The following is an 18,206-nucleotide window of genomic DNA, read 5'->3' on the forward strand; positions in this document are numbered from 1 at the left end:
CGAAAAACACCGTCTGAATAGTCTGAAACCCGGACGACAAGGACGCCCTTAGCGCCCCAGCACGATCTCGCAGCCCGGCGCGATCACGGCGGCCAGGGCGCCCGGCTTCTCGATCCGCACCGTGGCCCGCTGCACCCGTCGATCCTCCAGACAGGCGCGCGCCAGACGTTCGGCGAAGGTCTCGACCAGGCCGACATGCCCCTCGGCCGCAATCGCCCGCGCCGCATTGGCCACGGTCTCATAGTTGATGGTGTCGCCCAGCCGTTCGATGGGTTTGGGCTCCAGCTCCAGGGTCACGTCGATGACCAGCCGCTGCAACCGGCCCTGTTCGTGGTCATAGACCCCGATCCCGGCCTCGACCTCCAGCCCGCGCACGAAGACGCTCAGCCGCTCGTAGCGCAAGGGTTCGTCCGCCGGGAACGGCGAGACCGACGACGACTGAACCACGCGGCTACTCCTGGATGTCGGGGGTGCGCCAGGCCAGATGCTGGCCCCCATCGACGGCGATCATCTGGCCCGTGACCATGCGCGCGTCAATGAGCCACAGCACGGCCTCGGCCACCGCCTCGGGGCTGCCGGGCGTCTGCAACAGGGTGCCGCGCGCCTCGGCCGCAAATTCCTCGGGCGTCTGATGGATGGACGGCAGGGTCGGCCCCGGCCCCACGCCATTCACCCGAATGCCCGGCGCCAGGGCCTGGGCCAGGGTCTGGGTCGCCCACCACAGGCCGTTGCGCGACAGGCTGTAGGAGAAGAAGCGCGGATCCGGCTTCAACACCTTCTGATCCAGCAGATTGATGATCACGCCTTCCACGGTCTGGGCGGCGAAAGCTTCCGCCAGCACGATGGGCGCCCTCAGATTGGTCTCGATATGCAGGTCCCAGCTGTCACGCGTCAGGCCGCCGACCCGGTCGTCCTCGAACACCGAGGCGTTGTTGACCAGCACGCTGACCGGCCCCAGCGAATCCGCCGCCGCCGGAACCAGCGCCCGCACCTTGGCCTCGTCCGTCAGGTCCGCCTGCAACAGGCACGTGCGCCGCCCCAGGCCCGCGATCTCGTCGGCCAGGGTCCGGGCGTCCTCGCCCGACGCATGATGATGGATCGCCACGTCGAACCCGGCTCGCGCCAGCTTCAGACAGATGGCACGCCCGATCCGCCGCGCCCCGCCCGTGACCAGGGCGACGCCCCGGCCCGCGCTCGCCGAGGATTCAGTCAACCCGACCGAACTCGAAGAAGTTAAAGGCCGAGAGGACGGCGATGAAGCCGAAGATGATGCCGAGAGCCAGCATGGGATGCTCCTGTTCGGCTTAAGGACTAGAGGGAGATTAGAGGCGGTTCAAGCCGCCTGCGGCTCTCGTTCTCCGTCGCACCCTCGAAACATCCGCCCCCGGACCGAAACGCAGGCGACACCCAAAGACCAAACGACGCCCGCATTGCTCGGCTTCACTGGCGCCTCACCCCGACGAGGCCCCGAATGCACGACGATCCCCGCCCGCGACGCCTCCACATCACCGGCGCGCCCCGCAGCGGCACCACCCTGCTTCACGTCATGGTCCTGACCTGTTTCGACATCGACGGACCGATCGAGGCCGAGCAGCGCCTCCGTCGCCGCGTCCCGCGCGACCGGCGTCTGGTCTGCTCCAAATGTCCGGGCGAGGTGGACGCCGCCGTCTCGATCCTGAGGTTCGCCCCGCGCCTGGACGTCATCTACGTCGCCCGCGATCCGCGAGAGATCGTCACCAGCGAGCACGGCGCCCATCCCGGTCGCTATTTCACCAATCTGAGGGTCTGGCGCCGCGCCGCCCGCGCCGCCGCCCGCGCCCAGGGCCATCCGCGCTTTCACGTCGTGGACTACCACCGGCTGGTGACCCAGCCCGACGCCGTCCAGGCCGAGTTGATGACCGCCATGCCCTGGCTGCGGCCGCTGCGCCCGTTTTCGCAGTATCATCTGGCCGTCCGCCGCCCCAATTCGGAATGGCTGCCGGCCATGCGCCAGATCCGCCCGGTCTGTCCGTCCAGCCTGGGCGCCTGGCGGCGTCACCTGCCCCGCATCCAGGGTCAGATCCGCCGTCACGGCGATCTGTGCCGCGACCTGATCGCCCTGGGCTATGAGCCCGACCGAAGCTGGATGCAGGTGCTGGACGGGGTCGAACCCGACCTGCGCCCCAGCGTCAACGCCGAGACCCCGTCCCTGCGCCGCCGCCTGAAGGAACGCCTGCCTCGCTTGCGCGACATCGCCCTTTACGTGATCCGCAACAGGGTGCCCGCATCGGCGCGGCTCTTGACCCAACGGTGATCCCTAATGCCATGGTCGCGGCATGAGCACCTGGCGCACCCGCATCGAACCCTTCACCCGGCCGCTGTTCTTCGCCTGGTCGCGGCTGACGCGCGGCATGACCCTGGGGGTGCGGGCGGTGGCGGTGGATGACGAGGGGCGGGTGCTGCTGGTCAAGCACACCTATCTGGCCGGCTGGTGGCTGCCCGGCGGCGGAGTGGACAAGGGCGAGACCACCCAGGCCGCCGTGGTGCGCGAACTGCACGAAGAGGCGGGGCTGATCGCGCGGGGGGCGCCGCGCCTGGTCTCGATCCATTCCAACGAACGCTTCTTCCCTGGCGATCATGTCGTGGTCTTTCGCATCGACGCCTTCGACAGCGGCGAGCGCACCAGTCATGGCGAGATCGCCGAGATCGGCTGGTTTTCTCCCTCCGACCTGCCGGACGACGCCCACCGCAGCACGCGGGCGCGACTGGCCGAGATGTTCGACGGCGTACAAATCGATACAAATTGGTGAGGCGGATCGGACGGCGCACGGCGTTATTCTGAGGGTCACGAAAGGACGTCCCATGCCCGTCTCCCGCCGCGCCGCCCTGATGGGCCTGACCCTCGCCGCCCTGCCGCTCTCGACTCCGGCCTTGGCCCAGCGCCGCTTGAGACGCCGGGAAACCCAGACCGGCCGCAGCGCCGTCGTCCCCGCCCACACCTGGACCTTCGGCACCGATCCGCTCCAGGCCTATGACGTCTATGCCGACCACGGCTCCGGGCCGATCCTGATGTTCGTCCACGGCGGCGGCTGGTCGCGCGGTGAACGGGCGATGGTCAGCGAACTGCCCGCCTACGCCCAACGCCACGCCCTGACCCTGGCCTCGACCAGCTATCGTCTGGCGCCCGCCGTCAGCGCCCGCGAATCGGCCATGGACGTCGCCGCCGCCGTGGCCGACCTGAAACGCCGCCTGCCCGGCCGCCCCCTCTATCTGCTGGGCCATTCGGCCGGCGCCCATCTGGCCGCCCTGGTCGGGATCGACCCCGACTATCTGGGCGCGGTCGGGCTGAAGCCGTCGGATTTGGCGGGGGTCATACTGCTGGACGGCGCCGGCTATGACGCCACCGCCTCGCGCGGGGACGGCCGGCTCGACCAGTGGCTGGGCCAGACCTATGACCAGGCCTTCGGCGACCAGGCCGCCGCCCTGTCGCCCACCCTGCGCGTCCGCCCCGACGTGGCCTATCCGCCCTTCCTGATCTTCCACGTCGCCCGGCGTCAGGATTCGGCCCTCCAGAGCCGCGGCCTGGCCGACGCCCTGACCCGCGCCGGCGGCCGGGCCGATGTCGTCGCCGCCCCCGACGACAGCCACATGACCATTAACCGCGGCTTCGGCGTCGCCGGCGACCCCGAGGGCGAACGCGCCGCTCGCTTCATCTCGGGCTAGCAAACGGCCGGGGCCGTGCTAGCCAAGGCGCATGAACCCGTCCCTGATCGCCCTCCTCATCGTCGTCCTGGCTGGGGGCGCCACCGCCCTCCAGGCGCCGACCAACGCCAAGCTGGCGACCGCCGTCGCCTCGCCGGTCAACGCCGCCTTCATCTCCTTCGCCGTCGGCACCACGGTGCTGGGGATCGTCGCCGCCCTGATGCATACCCGCCCCGACTTCGCCGCCGCCCGGGCGCTGCCCTGGTACGCCTGGCTGGGCGGGGTCTACGGCGCCTGTTTCGTGGTCGCCGCCGCCTGGGGCGTGCCGCGCCTGGGGGTGGCCATGACCATCACCCTGATGGTCGGCGGCCAGCTTTTGCTCAGCCTGATCCTCGACCATTTCGGCGCGTTGGGCGTCCCGCGCCAGCCGCTGAACCTGGGCCGGATCGCCGGGGTCGGTCTGGTCTTAGCGGGCGTCCTTCTGGTTCGGCGGTCGTGAGCCTATATCCCCCCGGATGACCGAGGAGACGCTCGATTCGAACCTGACGGCCGCCGCGCTGATCGCCGACGAGGCGCGTCGGGCGCCCGACAAGCCGGGCGTCTATCGCATGTACGGCGAGGACGGCTCTTGCCTGTATGTCGGCAAGGCCAAGTCGCTGAAAAAGCGCATCGTCCAGTACGCCCAGGGCCGGTTCCACACCCAGCGCATCGGCCTGATGGTGGCCCAGACCCGGTCGATGGAGCTGGTCGTCACGGCGTCCGAGACCGAGGCCCTGCTGCTCGAATCCAACTTCATCAAGAAGCTGAAGCCGCGCTTCAACGTCCTGCTGCGCGACGACAAGTCCTTCGCCGAACTGATGATCCGCAGCGACCACCGCGCGCCCCAGGTGAAGAAGCATCGCGGCGCCCACACCACCCCCGGCCACTACTTCGGCCCCTTCGCCTCGACCTGGGCGGTCAATCGAACCCTGAATACGCTGCAGAAGGCCTTCCTGCTGCGGTCCTGTTCGGACAGTGTCTACGAAACCCGAACACGCCCCTGCATGCTGCACCAGATCAAGCGCTGCTCGGCCCCCTGCACCGGCCTGATCTCGCTGGAAGACTACGGCGAGCTGGTGACAGAGGCCGAACAGTTCCTGCGCGGCAAGTCGCGCGCCGTCATCGGCCGCCTGTCGCAGGAGATGCAGGCCGCCTCCGACGAGATGGATTTCGAACAGGCCGCCCGCGTGCGCGACCGCATCCGCGCCCTGTCCGCCATTTCCATGGAGAACTCCGTCAGCGCCGACAGCGTGGCCGAAGGCGACGTCTTCGCCCTGCACTCCGACGGCGGCCAGGCCTGCGTCCAGGTCTTCTTCTATCGCGCCGGCCAGAACTGGGGCGGCCGCGCCTATTTCCCGCGCGTGGACAAGACCGACACCGATCCTGAGATCCTGGCCGCCTTCCTGGGTCAGTTCTACGAGGACAAGCCGATCCCGCGCCTGATCCTCTCCAACGTCCGCCCGCACGAGCTGGAGCTGCTGGAAGAGGCCTTCTCGATGAAGGCGGACCGCAAGATCGAGATCGTCCGCCCGATGCGCGGCGAGAAGCTGGCCTTGGTCGACCACGCCCTGACCAACGCCCGCGAGGCCCTGGGCCGCCGCCTCGCCGAAAGCTCGGCCCAAGGGAAAATCCTGGACGAGGTCTGCGAGGCCTTCGGCCTGGAGACCCGGCCCGAGCGGATCGAGATCTACGACAACGCCCATATCCAGGGCACGAACGCGGTCGGCGGCATGGTCGTGGCCGGCCCCGACGGCTTCCAGAAGTCGCAGTATCGCAAGTTCAACATCCGGGGCGAGGATCTGACGCCCGGCGACGACTACGGCATGATGCGCGAGGTCATGCGCCGCCGCTTCGCCCGCCTGGTCAAGGACGAGGAAGAGGGCGAGGACGCCGTCCGTCCCGACCTGCTGCTGATCGACGGCGGCGCCGGGCAGTTGGCCGAGGTGCTGGCGGTCCTGGCCGACCTGGGCCTGGACGACATCGCTGTGGTCGGGGTCGCCAAGGGGCCGGATCGCGACGCGGGCATGGAAAAGTTTTTCATGCCCGGCAAGCCGCCCTTCATGCTGCCGCTGAAGTCCCCGGCCCTCTACTATCTCCAGCGGCTCCGTGACGAGGCCCACCGTTTCGCCAACGGCGCCCACGCCAAGCGCCGCTCGATGGACATCAAGAAGAATCCCCTCGACGAGATCGAAGGCGTCGGCCCGGGCCGCAAGAAGGCCCTGCTCCACGCCTTCGGCTCCGCCAAGGGCGTCGGCCGCGCCTCGGTGTCGGACCTGGTCAAGGTGGACGGCATCAACCAACCCCTGGCCGAACGCATCCACGCCTTCTTCAGGCAGCCATAGGCCGCCTCACCACTCCAGCAGGGTCAGGCCGGGAATGTCGCGAAAGTCGTCGGCGTTGCGGGTCACCAGCGTCGCGCCCGAAGTGATCGCCTGCGCCGCGATCATCCGGTCCAAAACCTTGCGGCGTGAGAAGCCGCAGGTTTCGACGATGACGCGGTACGCCTTCGCCTCGTCGGATCCGAATGGAAGCACCGGCACGACCTCCAGCAGAGCGTCCAACCGCGCCCGCCGTTCTGCGGTGCTTGCGTCCAGCCGGCCAAGATCGGCTTCCAACTCCACGCGGCTGATGACGGACAGCAGAAGCGGAGGATCAAGGGCGTCCACCCGTTCGTCGATCAGCGCGTCGCCATCCCGCAGATGAATGGCGACATTGGTGTCAAGCATATAGGCCACGCCTAGAGACCCGGACGTTCGGGGATCTCGACCTCGTGGCGAATACCGATGCTGGCCGGCTTAGGCAGGCTACGAAGCTTGGCCAGCATCTCTTTGACAGGTTTTCGCTTAGGCGAAATGGTAACGACGTCGCCCTTGCGATCGATCTCGACCTCGACGCCCGGCCCAAACGCAAATTCCTTGGGCAGGCGTACGGCTTCACTGTTGCCGCTGCGGAATGTTCGACTGGTGACGGGCATGGCGCGCTCCTTTGTATACACACGTATACACGATTTATCGACGCGGCTCAAAGCGCTACAGGCGCCTTATGAGCGACATCAACGATGAACTGACCGCCGGCTATCGCCGCTTCCGCGCCGACCAATGGCCTGCCGCCCGCGCCGAGTATGAAGCCCTGGCCCAGGGCCAGAAGCCGCACACCCTGATCGTGGCCTGTTCGGACAGCCGCGCCGATCCGGCCCTGATCTTCGACGCGGCGCCCGGCCAGCTGTTCGTGGTGCGCAACGTCGCCAATCTGGTGCCGCCTTATGAGCCCGACGGCCTGCTGCACGGGGTTTCGGCGGCGCTGGAGTTCGGGGTCAAGGTGCTGAACGTCAAGCGCATCGTGGTCATGGGTCACGCCCACTGCGGCGGGGTCAACGCCATGCTGAACGGCGCGCCCGACAGCTGCGCCGACTTCGTAGCCCCCTGGGTGGCGCAAGGCTCGGCGGTGGTCCGCCGCGTGGCCGAGGAAGTGTCCGAAGACCAGGTCGAAGGCGCCGCCGAAGAGGCCGTCGTCCGCCTGTCCATCGAAAACCTGCGCACCTTCCCCTGGATCGCCGAACGCGAGGCGGCCGGCGAACTGACCCTGACCGGCCTGCATTTCGGCATCGCCGACGGCGTCCTGCGCGCCCTGACCAACAAGTCGAGGTTCGAACCGTTGGCGTGATCGCCGAACCATGCCACACCCGGCGCGTTGCAACGGACATGACGATGACCACCGCCCACCGCGCCAATCCCATTCCGAACATCCTGACCGGCATCCGCCTGTTCGCCGGGGTGGTCATGTTCGCCATGATGGCCGGGGCGGCGCCGGGGGCGCTGGACGCCTGGCTGTCGCCGGACACCCAGGCCAAGTTCGGGATCTGGGCCTTCTGGATCTTCGTCATCGCCGCTTCGACCGACTGGGTCGACGGCTTCCTGGCGCGCCGCTGGAACTCGACCACACGCTGGGGCGCCATTCTGGACCCGATCGCGGACAAGGTGCTGATCACGGGGGCCATCCTTGGCGTGCTCGCCTCCGGCTCCCTGCCGGGCATCGCCCTGCCCTGCGGCCTGATCCTGTTCCGTGAGTTCGCGGTCTCGGCCCTGCGCGAGACCATGGCCGGTCGGATCGAACTGCCCGTGACCCTGGCCGCCAAGTGGAAGACCACCGTGCAGATGGTGGCCCTGGCCGCGCTTCAGCTGACCCTGTTGTGGACCGCCTTCGGCCTGCAGGAGCCGGACGGTTCGCCCCTGTCGTGGCAGCCGGCGTTCGAATCCTTCGCCGTCTTCCTGATCTGGTTCGCCGCCGTCATCACCCTGTGGACCGGCTGGCAGTATTTCCGCGAAGCCAAACGCCAGATGCGGGATCTTTAGGGCCTGAGCGTCAAGCCGTTCGGCGTCGCCTCGAAAGCGGACAGCCGGCCCAGATAGCTCCTGCCCACCAGCGAATACGTCAGGCCGTCCTCGACCACCAGGGCCTCGACATAGTCGACCCGAACGCCGGCGACCGAGATCGTCTTCAGGTCGACCGGCGCGGCCCGCACCACGCCCGAAGCGGTCTGGACCTTGCCGGTGAAGGCTTCGGGCGCCGGATCGACGCCCAGCCGACGCGCGTCGGCGCGGGTCAGGGCCACCACGGTGGCGCCCGTATCCACCAGCACCTGCACCGCACGGCCTTCGATCTTGGCCTGGGCCCAGTAATGGCCGTCCGGTCCCTTGACCACCTGGGTCGGGGTTCCAGACGCGGAGGCCGTGATCGCGACATCGGCGGTCGCCGCCATGGCGGCCTCTCCGCCTTGCAGATGACGGATCGTCAAAGCTGTCGCGAACGAGGCCACAAGGGCGACGCTCATCACGGCGGCGGACTGAAGGTCGATGCGGATCATGGACCCTGCCTATCCGACCCAGGTTGGAATGCGGTGAACCGACTTGGCTGACGAAACCTTAAGCCCCGACCGACCTAGCCCAGCTTGGCCGGGTCCACCCGAGACCGTCGAGACGGCAGATCCGCCATCACCGCCGCCCGTTCTGCGTCGCTGAGCGCGCGCCATCCAGCGATCTCGCCCAAGGTCCGGAAACATCCCAGACACAGGCCGCTTTCGCCGTCGACGGCGCACACCATGACGCAGGGCGTGGCGATCGACTTCGGCGGCCCGGCCGGGCGCGGGGCCTCGCTCAATGTGACACCGTCAAGAAATATACTCCGCTTGCTGATCGATAAATTTGCAATTTCCGCGAAGCTGTCTATCTTGGGCTCTGACGCGAAACGACTGATGGTGAGATTCCATAGGTACGACGCGTCTCTTTTCATCGTTCTGCGAAAGGAGACGCCAAAATGAACGATAAGGAGCGTAACCTCCAACACGCCATGATGTCCTTCGCCCTTTGGGGCGGGATGCTGGTCAACAGTCGGCACCTGCCGTCGAACTCGGGACGGGCGGTCAGCCATCCGTCCAACTTCGTACCCTATACGCCCAAGAAACGCTGACGGCCTCGAAAGCCTGATGCTGCGGAAGCCCCGGTCCAGCCGGGGCTTTTGCAATTCCGGGCTTGCCTGACGCGGCGTTCGCGGTCGATGACGGCGGGGAACGAGGGAGACGACCATGGGCCTGATCACTGAAACGAGACAGGGCGCGATCCTGGTCTGGACGCTGGACCGCGAGGCCCGGCTGAACGCCCTGCCCGATATGACGGACGGGGAAGAGTTCGCCGAGGCCTGCGCCCGCGCCAATGCGGACATGACGGTCAAATGCGTGGTCCTGACCGGCGCCGGGCGCGCCTTCTCCGCCGGCGGCGACCTGACCGCCATGCGCGACCGCCGCGATCTGTTCGAGGGGTCCGGCGCCGACATCCGCGCGCGCTATCGCCGCGTCGTCCACCGGATCGTCCGCAGCCTCTATGATCTGGAGATCCCGCTGGTCTCGGCCGTCAACGGCCCGGCCATGGGCCTGGGCTGCGGCATCGCCGCCACGGCGGACATCCGCATCGCGTCGGACCGCGCCAGCTTCGGCGTGCCCTTCCTGAAGTTGGGCATCATTCCCGGCGACGGGGGCGCGTGGCGGCTGCCGCGCGACGTCGGCTACGCCCGCGCCGCCGAAATGCTGTTCACCGGCCGCAGCGTCGACGCCGAGACGGCCGAGCGTTGGGGCCTGGTCAACCGGGTCGTGCCGCACGACCGGTTGATGGAAGAAGCCCTGGTCACCGCTGGCCAGATCGCCGCCCAGCCGCCCCAAGCCCTGCGCATGGCCAAGACCCTGATGCGCCAAGGCCGCGATCAGACCTTCGAACAGATCCTGGAGCTCTCGGCCGCGATGCAGGCCCTGGCCCACATGACCGACGACCATCTGGAGGGCGTGAACGCCGTGCTGGACAAGCGGCCAGGCGAATTCACCGGCCGCTGATCCGTTTGCTTACTGAGGGCGCATCGCCTGGTTCGGGCCGACGCCGGCGGCGACGGCGCGCTTGGCGCCGGCGGTCTCGCCCGGCTTCATGAACTTGACCAGAACCCTTTGGCCGATCAGCAGAGGCGCGTCGCCGGCCGAGGCCACGACCTCGACCACCCGCTCGTCGGTGCGCTGCGAGGGATCGTCCGAGGCCAGCTTGCGGGCGCCGAACACAGCCGCCCGACGCATGACGGCGCCGATATAGACCTTGGTCGTGTCGCCTTCCGGCGTAATCTCGACGGCCTGGCCGTCGCGCAGGTTCGGCAGGTCGCTTTCGACCACTTCAGCGCGGACGATGCGCGGCGCATCCGGCTCCAGATCGAACATGGTCGAGACGTTCAGGGTCGAGGCGCCGGCGCCGGGATTGGCGTAGCGACGCACGATCCGGCCGGCGCTGGGCGCACGGATGATGGTCAGTTCCTGATCATAGCGCGCCTGGTCCAGTTGGGCGCGTGCGGTCTGGACGGCGGCGGTCTGGGAGCCGAGGCGCGCCTGAGCCGAGGCGATGGCGTCCTGGGCCTGGTCGATGCGCTGGGCGGCGACGAAGTTGGTGGCGACCAGACGCTGCAGACGGTCGCGTTCGCGCTGGGCGGTGCGGATATCGACGCGGATCTGGGCAAGTTGGCTTTCGGCCTGGGCCACGGCGGCCTGGGCGCTCTGCACCGCCAGCCGCGCCTCGTCGTCTTCCTGGCGGGCCAGGATCTGACCGGCGACGACGGTGTCGCCCTCCTGCACCAGGACTTCGCGGACGATGCCGCCGCGACGCGCCGCGATCTGGATGATGCCGCCCTCGACATCGACCTTGCCGTTGGCGATGGCCGCATAGGGGCTCTCGACCTTGGTCGCGGCCGCCTTCTCCTGTTCGGCCTTCTTGGTCTTGGCCGAGGACTGGAACAGCATGAAGCCGACCACCAGCACGATGACCAGCAGCAGGCCGAGCCAGGTGCGTTTTTTCTTCAGAAAGCCGGGCATGGGCGTATCGTCCTAAGGGATTTCGTCGTTGTGTTCAGTGGGACGCCAGGATGGCGTTCGGATCTGGGATGCGGCGCTGATCGTCCAGGATCTTGCCGTCCTCGATATGGATGACCCGGTCGGCCCAGGCCTCCAGGCGCGGGTCGTGGGTCACGCAGATCACGGCGGCGCCGTGTTCGGTGGCGGCGCGGCGCAGCAGCTTGATCACCACCTGGCCGTTCTCGCCGTCCAGGGCCGAGGTCGGTTCGTCGGCGAACAGGATCTTCGGGTCCTTGGCCAGGGCGCGAGCGATGGCGACCCGCTGCTTCTCGCCGCCCGACAGGGCCGCCGGCCGCTGGTGCAGGCGATGGCCCAGGCCGACTTCTTCCAAGGCGGTCGTGGCGCGTTTGCGCGCCTGGCCCGAGGTCAGGCCCTGGAACTTCAGCACGGTCTCGACCTGCTGCAGCGCCGTCAGGGCCGGGAACAGGTTGAAGCCCTGGAAGATGAAGCCGCAATTATCCAGCCGGAACTTGTCGATCCGGCCCGACGAAAATTTCCACAAGTCGTCGATATCCAGCACGTCGACCCGCCCCTCTTCGGGCCGCAGCAGGCCCGAAAGCGCCGCGATGAGGGTCGACTTGCCCGAGCCTGACGGCCCCATGACCATGGTCAGGTCGCCGTGTTTGGCGTCAAAATCGACGCCCTTCAGCACCTCGACCCACGACTTGCCGGACTTGAACCGCTTGACCAGTCCCTTGGCCTCGATGGCGTAATCGCCGTGCTTGCCGTGAACCTTGGTGTGACCGAATGACATGTCGTTCATCGCAGCAGGTCCGCCGGTTGGCTGTTCTTGAGGATGCCCAGCGACAGCAGGCCGGACACCATGGAGATCAGGATCAAGCCGATCCCGACGACCAGCAGCAGGCTGAACGGCAGGGCGATGATGACCGCCCCGGCCATGGCCAGCAATGACACAAGCCAGGTCAGGAAGATGGCGGCGAACACCCCCACCACCCCGACCCAGAAGCTGAGCTCGACCACGATCCGCCTCAGCGATCCCATGCCCACGCCCAGGGCCCGCAGCGAGGCGAACTCCTTGATATTGGCCATGATGGCCCCGCGCAGCGTCTGCCAGGTGATGGCCACGCCGATGATGATCCCCAGCACGACGCAGCCGCCGATGATGATGACCAGAATGCCTTCCTCGAACATGGCGCCGGCGTTGGCTTCGGCCAGCTGCTGTTTGGTCCAGGCCTTCCATTGGCCGGCGCCCATCTCATTCAGCTGGGCGACGACGATGGGCGCGCGGGCCGGATCGCGCAGCTTGACCATCAGCGGGCCGACGCGCGGGCCGGTGTCCGCCTGCCCCAGCATCCGCAGGGTGTCGCGCGACATCACCACGCCGGGCTGCATCATATTGGGATAGCCGCGCGTCACGCCGACGATGGTGACGGTCTGACCATTATACAGAGCCTTGTCGCCCAGTTTGACGCCCAGGGTCGACAGCGCCGTTTCATCCACCGCCACCGTGTAGGGCTGACGCAGGGCGTCCACCAGTTCCTGGGAATAGTCGGTCGGAATGGTCACCGAACCTGGGCGGGTGTCGATGATGCTGGCCTGAACGAACTTCTGGCGGGGCGCGCCCTGGCTGGCGTTGTCCGCCTGGCTCTTGGTCGGATCGACGTTCTTGATGTTCTGGAAGGTGCCGCCGGCGCCGTCCAGCGGCATGACCTCGATCACCTCGGGGTGATTATAGGCCAGCGGAATGAACCGGCGCGGCACGCCGGACGGTCCGCTGATCAGGCTCTTGGCGCCGGGTTGCATGATGAAGATGTCGGCGCCCGACCGTTCGATGGTCGCGGTGAAGCCCTTGCCGATGCCGATGAAGACACCGGTCATGGCCAGGACCAGCAGACCGGACAGGGCCAGGGCCATGACCGCCGCCATATAGCGGCGCCACTCGAACAGCAGCGTAGATAGCGCAAGCGACATGGTCGTCGATAAACCCCCGATACGTCTGCCTATCTGAGCGCGCGCCGCCTCACGGCCAAGTTAAATCGGGGTAAGGCTTTGCCGCTTCGTCACATTGCGCGCCCCAAACCGAACGATTAAGCCCGTTTCAGCCTCTTGGCGGCGCCGACAAAACGGCGCTAGTTACAAGATAACAGTCGGGTCAAATTCGATCCGCACTCCGGAGAAGTCCTGAATGTCGCTGCCCTCGCTTCGTCTCACCGCCTCGCTGGCCGCCCTCGGCGCCGCGACCGTCGTCCTGTCCGCCCCCGCAACCCCGGCCAAGGCCGACGAGGGCATGTGGACCTTCGACAATTTCCCAATTGCGACGGTGAACGAGAAATACGGCACGAACATCGACCAGGCCTGGCTGGATCGGGTGCGCAACGCGGCCGTGCGCCTGCAAGGCTGCTCGGCCTCGCTGGTTTCGGGCGAGGGTCTGATCCTGACCAACCACCACTGCGTCGTCTCCTGCGTCCAGGACCTGTCCACGGCCGAAAACGACTACGTCAAGAACGGCTGGATGCCCGCGACGCGCGAGGACGAGAAGAAATGCCCCGGCCAGACGGCCGAGATCCTGACCGACATCACCGATGTGACCGACCGGGTCGTCGGCGCCGGCGCCGGGCTTGAAGGCGCCGCCTTCGTCCAGGCCCGGGCCGCCGAGATCGACAAGATCCAGAAGGAAGTCTGCGGCGACGACCAGAAACTGACCTGCCAGGTCATCAGCTTCTATCGCGGCGGTCAGTACAAGCTGTACAAGTTCCGCAAATACGACGACGTGCGCCTGGTGTTCGCGCCCGAGTTCCAGGCGGCCTTCTTCGGCGGCGACCCCGACAATTTCAACTTCCCGCGCTACGCCCTGGATGCCGGCTTCCTGCGCATCTACGAGGACGGCAAGCCGGTCGCCACGCCGAACCACCTGACCTGGAACGCCAATGCGCCCAAGGAAGGCGACGTCACCTTCGTGGCCGGCAACCCCGGCTCGACCTCGCGCCTGTTGACCATGGCCCAGTTGGAGGCGCTGCGGGACCAGCAGCTGCCCCTGACCCTGATCCAGACCTCGGAACTGCGCGGCCGCCTGCTGGAATATTCGACCACCGGCGAAGAGGCCAAGCGCGTCTCGGTCGATCCGATCTTCGGCCTGGAGAACGGCTTCAAGGTCTTCTACGGCCAGCAGGGCGCCCTGACCGATCCGGCCTTCATGGCGACCAAGCGCACCGAGGAGCAGGAGTTGCGCCAGCGCGTCGCCGCCGATCCGGCCCTGGCCCAGCGCATCGGCGATCCCTGGGCCGAGCTGGAGCGCGTCTCGACCGCCCAGCGCGACCTGTATCTGCCCTATCGCCAGCTGGAATCGGCCGCCGGCCAGCGCTCGTCGCTGTACAGCTACGCCAAGGCCATCGTGCGCGCGTCCAAGGAACGGGCCAAGCCGGTCGCCGAACGCCGCGCCGGCTATTCGGACGCCGACATCGCCTCGCTGGGCCGCCGCCTGGCGACCGAGACGCCGATCTCGACGGATCTTGAGAAGATCTATCTGGACTTCTGGCTGTCCAAGACCCGCGAATATCTGACCGTCGACAATACCGACGTGAAGGCCCTGCTGGGCAAGGAAAGTCCGGAACAGATCGCCGAACGCCTGGTGGACGGCACCCGCCTGGCCGATCCGGCCTTCCGCGCCCAGGCCCTGGCCATGACGCCGGAACAGCTGGCCGCCTCGGGCGATCCGCTGATCCAGTTCGTCCTGGCCAATGACCCGGCGGCTCAGGCCGTCCGCACCCAGTGGGAGGCCGCCGTCTCCGGCCCGACCAGCCGCGCGGGCGAGAAGATCGCCCAGGCCCGGTTCGCGGTTTACGGCACCAACCTGTATCCCGACGCCACCTTCAGCCTGCGCCTGTCCTACGGCCAGGTGAAGGGCTGGACCTATCGCGGCGTGACGGTGGCGCCCTTCACCGAGATCGGCGGCCTGTACGAGCGCAACACCGGCGCCGAGCCGTTCAACGCCGCCGAGGACTGGATGGCGGCCGAGGGCAAGATCGACAAGTCGACCGTCTATGACTTCGTCTCGACCAACGACATCATCGGCGGCAATTCGGGCTCGCCCGTGATCAACGCCAAGGGTGAAGTCATCGGCGCCGCCTTCGACGGCAACATCCACTCGCTGGGCGGCAGCTTCGGCTACGACGGCGAACTGAACCGCACGGTGACGGTCTCGACCGCCGCCATCACCGAGGCCCTGCGCACCGTCTACAACCAGCCGCGCCTGCTGCGCGAACTGGGCGTTCGCCGGTAACACCGGCGCATAAGCGCCTCTCCCTCCCCCTCGGGGGAGGGGGTCGCGAAGCGACCGGGTGGGAAGGGCTCGGCGATCCATCACAGGACCGCCCCCTTGTCGCCCTGCCGCCCCCACCCGTCCGGCGCTGCGCGCCGGCCACCCTCCCCGGACGGGGAGGGAGAGTTCTGGAGCCCCCCATGCGCCTCGCCCTTCTCGCCTCCGCCGCCGTCATCGCCCTCGCCTTTGCCTCCTCGGCCAGCGCCGAAGAAGGCATGTGGACCTACGATAACTTCCCCATCGCCCGCGCCAACCAGGCGCTGGGGACGAACATCGACCAGGCCTTCCTGGACCGTGTCCGCCTGTCGTCGGTGAAGTTCGGCGGCTGTTCGGCCGGCGTGATATCGGGCCAGGGCCTGGTGATGACCAACAACCACTGCGTCGCCACCTGCGTCGCCAACCTGTCCACGCCCCAGGTCAACTACGCCGAGACCGGCTTCACGCCGAAGTCGCGCGAGGAAGAGCTGAAATGCCCCGGCGCCACCGCCGAGATTCTGACCGACATCAGCGACGTGACCGAGCGGATGCACAAGGCGGGCGAAGGGCTTGAGGGCCAGGCCTTCACCCAGGCCCGCGACGCCGAGGCGGGACGGATCGAAAGCGAAGCCTGCGGCAATGACCCCAAGATCCGCTGCCAGGTCGTCAGCCTGTACCGGGGCGGCCAGTTCAAACTCTACAAGTACCGCAAATATTCCGACGTCCGCCTGGCCTGGGCGCCCGAGGATCGCGCCGCCACCTTCGGCGGCGACCTGGACAACTTCTCCTTCCCCCGCTTCGCCATCGATGCCGCCTTCATCCGCCTGTACGAGGACGGCAAGCCGGTCGAGACCCAGACCCATTTCGCCTGGAACCCGAACAAGCCGACCGAAGGCGAGGCCGTCTTCATCTCCGGCAATCCCGGCTCGACCCAGCGCCTGCTGACGATGGATCAACTGATCACCATCCGCGACGTGGTCCTGCCGCTGGACCAGCTTATTGCATCAGAGCTGCGCGGCCGGCTGATCCGCTATTCCGAAGAAGGCGAGGAGCAGGCCTTCATCGCCATGGACCCCATCGTGGGCCTTGAGAACACCTACAAGCGCGGCCGTGGCCGGATGGCCGCCCTGATCGATCCGGCCTTCATGGCCAGGAAGGCCGAACAGGAAGCCGACTTCCGCGCCCGCGCCGCCGCATCCGGCGTCGATCCCTGGTCCAGCCTCAGCGCGGTCCAGCCCGTCGCCCGCGAACTCTATCCGTCCATGGCCCTGCTCGAGGGCGGCACGGGCCTGGGCACCACCTCCGTCGCCGGCGGGTCGCAGCTGTTCGCCTACGCCCGCACCCTGGTGCGCGGCGCCCAGGAGCGGGCCAAGCCGTCCGACCAGCGCCTGCCCGAGTTCGCCGACAGCCGCCTGTCGGGCGTCGAATCTCGCCTGTTCGCCGAACGCCCCACCTATCCCGAGCTGGAGCAGATCCGTCTGGAATGGTGGCTGTCCAAGACGCGTGAATGGCTGACGGTCGACAACCCTTCCGTCCGGACCCTGCTGGGCAAGGAAAGCCCCGAGACCCTGTCGGCCCGCGTCGTCGCCGGCACGACCCTGGCCGACCCGGCCGCGCGCCGCGCCCTGTGGACGGGCGGTCTCGCCGCCGTCCAGGCCTCGACCGATCCGATGATCCAATACGCCCTGGCCATAGACGCTGACGCCCGCGCCGTCCGCGACGCCTGGGAGACGCGGGTCCAGGCCCCGACCGACCGCGCCTCGGAACAGCTGGCCGCCGCCCGCTTCGCCGCCTATGGCGACGCCGTCTATCCCGACGCCACCGGCACGCTTCGCCTGACCTACGGCCAGGTCGAAGGCTCGGACGTGCCGGGCCAGCGGTTCGGCGCCTTCACCACCTTCGCCGGCCTGTGGGACCGCGCCACCGGGGCCGAGCCCTTCGCCGTCGCGCCCCAACTGCTGGCGGCCAAGGACCGGATCGACCCGAACGCCGTCATGGACATGGCCGTCTCGACCGACACCATCGGCGGCTCGTCCGGTTCGCCCGCCATCAACGCGAAAGGCGAGATCATCGGCGCCAACTTCGACTCCACCGTCCTGACCCAGCGCAACGCCTACGGCTACGACCGCGCCGTCAACCGCAGCGTCATCGTCACCACCCAGGCCGTCACCGTGGCCCTGCGCGACGTCTATGGCATGGACCATCTAGTCGCGGAGCTGGGCGTTTCACAGTGAGCGAGATCGCCTTCCGCCCCGCGACGCCCGAAGACGTCGCCGCCCTCCATCCGCTGATCGAGCGGGCCTATCGCGGCGACACGGCCAAGGTCGGCTGGACGCATGAGGCGGACCTGTTGTCCGACACCCGCACCAGCGTCGACGAACTGTCAGCCCTGATCGCCGATCCCGAGCGGGTCGTCTTGCTGGCGCATCAGGACGGCGTCCTGATCGGCTGCGTCCAGGTCGCCCGCGTCGGCGACGACCGGACCTATCTCGGCCTGCTGACAGTCGAGCCCACCTTGCAGGCCTCAGGCCTGGGCCGCCGCCTGATGGCCGCCGCAGAAACCGAGGCCGTCACCCGCTTCGGCGCCCGCCGCATGGAGATGACCGTCATCAACCGCCGCGCCGAACTGATCGCCTGGTACCAACGCCGCGGCTACCACCCCACCGGCGAAACCCGCCCCCTGCCCGTCGATCCGCCCCGGCCGGAGCTGGACTTCGTGGTGTTGGAGAAGGGGCTCTAGCCACTTCTTCTTTCGTCATTCCGGGCGCAGCGCAGCGGAGACCCGGAACCCAGCGGCGC

General features: G+C 67.9%; 21 protein-coding genes. 12 read left to right on the forward strand and 9 right to left on the reverse strand.

Translation table 11 applies throughout. The annotated features are described in order from the left end of the window. Positions 1-48 precede the first annotated feature (48 nt). The gene (gene folB, locus Q7J26_RS07490) at positions 49-447 is read right to left on the reverse strand and encodes a dihydroneopterin aldolase (RefSeq protein ID WP_370651920.1); all 399 of its coding nucleotides are present in this window, start codon (positions 445-447) and stop codon (positions 49-51) included. 4 nt (positions 448-451) lie between these two features. Next, the gene (locus tag Q7J26_RS07495; protein WP_304935860.1) at positions 452-1,213 is read right to left on the reverse strand and encodes an SDR family oxidoreductase; all 762 of its coding nucleotides are present in this window, start codon (positions 1,211-1,213) and stop codon (positions 452-454) included. Positions 1,214-1,471: 258 nt separating this feature from the next. On the opposite strand from Q7J26_RS07495, the gene Q7J26_RS07500 reads away from it, so the two are divergent. From Q7J26_RS07500 to uvrC, 5 genes are read left to right on the forward strand one after another with little or no spacing between them, the layout of a single operon-like run. Further along, on the forward strand, positions 1,472-2,293 hold the full coding sequence (locus Q7J26_RS07500) for a sulfotransferase (protein ID WP_304935861.1): 822 nt from the start codon (positions 1,472-1,474) through the stop codon (positions 2,291-2,293). A 22-nt stretch (positions 2,294-2,315) separates the two neighbouring features. Continuing rightward, positions 2,316-2,789: an NUDIX domain-containing protein gene (locus Q7J26_RS07505; RefSeq protein ID WP_304935862.1), complete on the forward strand. Its 474-nt coding sequence runs from the start codon at positions 2,316-2,318 to the stop codon at positions 2,787-2,789. A 52-nt stretch (positions 2,790-2,841) separates the two neighbouring features. Continuing rightward, positions 2,842-3,702, forward strand: coding sequence for an alpha/beta hydrolase (locus Q7J26_RS07510; RefSeq protein WP_304935863.1), 861 nt, complete (start codon positions 2,842-2,844; stop codon positions 3,700-3,702). 31 nt (positions 3,703-3,733) lie between these two features. Then, a complete protein-coding gene (locus Q7J26_RS07515) occupies positions 3,734-4,180 on the forward strand; it encodes a DMT family transporter (RefSeq protein WP_304935864.1) in 447 nt (148 codons plus the stop codon). Between the two features lie 16 nt (positions 4,181-4,196). Continuing rightward, a complete protein-coding gene (gene uvrC / locus Q7J26_RS07520; protein ID WP_304935865.1) occupies positions 4,197-6,062 on the forward strand; it encodes an excinuclease ABC subunit UvrC in 1,866 nt (621 codons plus the stop codon). Between the two features lie 6 nt (positions 6,063-6,068). Here the strand turns inward: uvrC and Q7J26_RS07525 are convergent, their stop codons facing one another. Continuing rightward, positions 6,069-6,446, reverse strand: a complete 378-nt coding sequence (locus Q7J26_RS07525) for a type II toxin-antitoxin system VapC family toxin (protein ID WP_304935866.1) — start codon at positions 6,444-6,446, stop codon at positions 6,069-6,071. An 11-nt stretch (positions 6,447-6,457) separates the two neighbouring features. Further along, positions 6,458-6,694: an antitoxin gene (locus tag Q7J26_RS07530; RefSeq protein WP_304935867.1), complete on the reverse strand. Its 237-nt coding sequence runs from the start codon at positions 6,692-6,694 to the stop codon at positions 6,458-6,460. Positions 6,695-6,762: 68 nt separating this feature from the next. Here Q7J26_RS07530 and Q7J26_RS07535 point away from each other — a divergent pair, with 68 nt between their 5' ends. Together Q7J26_RS07535 and pgsA are read left to right on the forward strand one after the other, a co-directional pair. Further along, a complete protein-coding gene (locus Q7J26_RS07535) occupies positions 6,763-7,383 on the forward strand; it encodes a carbonic anhydrase (protein ID WP_304935868.1) in 621 nt (206 codons plus the stop codon). A 44-nt stretch (positions 7,384-7,427) separates the two neighbouring features. Beyond that, positions 7,428-8,072, forward strand: coding sequence for a CDP-diacylglycerol--glycerol-3-phosphate 3-phosphatidyltransferase (gene pgsA / locus Q7J26_RS07540; protein WP_304935869.1), 645 nt, complete (start codon positions 7,428-7,430; stop codon positions 8,070-8,072). Here the strand turns inward: pgsA and Q7J26_RS07545 are convergent. After that, positions 8,069-8,584, reverse strand: a complete 516-nt coding sequence (locus tag Q7J26_RS07545) for a TIGR02281 family clan AA aspartic protease (RefSeq protein ID WP_304935870.1) — start codon at positions 8,582-8,584, stop codon at positions 8,069-8,071. The two genes, pgsA and Q7J26_RS07545, sit on opposite strands and share 4 nt — an antisense overlap. Positions 8,585-8,658: 74 nt before the next feature. Further along, positions 8,659-8,877, reverse strand: coding sequence for a DUF1289 domain-containing protein (locus Q7J26_RS07550; protein WP_370651921.1), 219 nt, complete (start codon positions 8,875-8,877; stop codon positions 8,659-8,661). A 156-nt stretch (positions 8,878-9,033) separates the two neighbouring features. Between Q7J26_RS07550 and Q7J26_RS07555 the strand changes: the two genes are divergently transcribed. Beyond that, a complete protein-coding gene (locus Q7J26_RS07555; RefSeq protein ID WP_304935871.1) occupies positions 9,034-9,186 on the forward strand; it encodes a hypothetical protein in 153 nt (50 codons plus the stop codon). 115 nt (positions 9,187-9,301) lie between these two features. Further along, positions 9,302-10,099: a crotonase/enoyl-CoA hydratase family protein gene (locus tag Q7J26_RS07560; RefSeq protein WP_304935872.1), complete on the forward strand. Its 798-nt coding sequence runs from the start codon at positions 9,302-9,304 to the stop codon at positions 10,097-10,099. A 9-nt stretch (positions 10,100-10,108) separates the two neighbouring features. On the opposite strand, the gene Q7J26_RS07565 is transcribed toward Q7J26_RS07560, so the two are convergent. From Q7J26_RS07565 to Q7J26_RS07575, 3 genes are read right to left on the reverse strand one after another with little or no spacing between them, the layout of a single operon-like run. Next, a complete protein-coding gene (locus tag Q7J26_RS07565; RefSeq protein WP_304935873.1) occupies positions 10,109-11,113 on the reverse strand; it encodes an efflux RND transporter periplasmic adaptor subunit in 1,005 nt (334 codons plus the stop codon). Positions 11,114-11,147: 34 nt separating this feature from the next. After that, a complete protein-coding gene (locus Q7J26_RS07570) occupies positions 11,148-11,915 on the reverse strand; it encodes an ABC transporter ATP-binding protein (RefSeq protein WP_370651922.1) in 768 nt (255 codons plus the stop codon). Further along, the gene (locus Q7J26_RS07575) at positions 11,912-13,084 is read right to left on the reverse strand and encodes an ABC transporter permease (protein ID WP_304935874.1); all 1,173 of its coding nucleotides are present in this window, start codon (positions 13,082-13,084) and stop codon (positions 11,912-11,914) included. The genes Q7J26_RS07570 and Q7J26_RS07575 overlap by 4 nt, the downstream gene beginning before the upstream one ends. Positions 13,085-13,298: 214 nt before the next feature. On the opposite strand from Q7J26_RS07575, the gene Q7J26_RS07580 reads away from it, so the two are divergent. The 3 genes from Q7J26_RS07580 to Q7J26_RS07590 all read left to right on the forward strand — a co-directional run bounded on the left by Q7J26_RS07580 (position 13,299) and on the right by Q7J26_RS07590 (position 18,147). Beyond that, positions 13,299-15,392: a S46 family peptidase gene (locus tag Q7J26_RS07580; RefSeq protein WP_304935875.1), complete on the forward strand. Its 2,094-nt coding sequence runs from the start codon at positions 13,299-13,301 to the stop codon at positions 15,390-15,392. 179 nt (positions 15,393-15,571) lie between these two features. Continuing rightward, on the forward strand, positions 15,572-17,641 hold the full coding sequence (locus Q7J26_RS07585) for a S46 family peptidase (RefSeq protein WP_304935876.1): 2,070 nt from the start codon (positions 15,572-15,574) through the stop codon (positions 17,639-17,641). After that, positions 17,638-18,147: a GNAT family N-acetyltransferase gene (locus Q7J26_RS07590; protein ID WP_304935877.1), complete on the forward strand. Its 510-nt coding sequence runs from the start codon at positions 17,638-17,640 to the stop codon at positions 18,145-18,147. The genes Q7J26_RS07585 and Q7J26_RS07590 overlap by 4 nt, the downstream gene beginning before the upstream one ends. Positions 18,148-18,206: the final 59 nt, after the last annotated feature.

Source organism: Brevundimonas sp. (assembly GCF_030656255.1).
Classification (GTDB): domain Bacteria; phylum Pseudomonadota; class Alphaproteobacteria; order Caulobacterales; family Caulobacteraceae; genus Brevundimonas.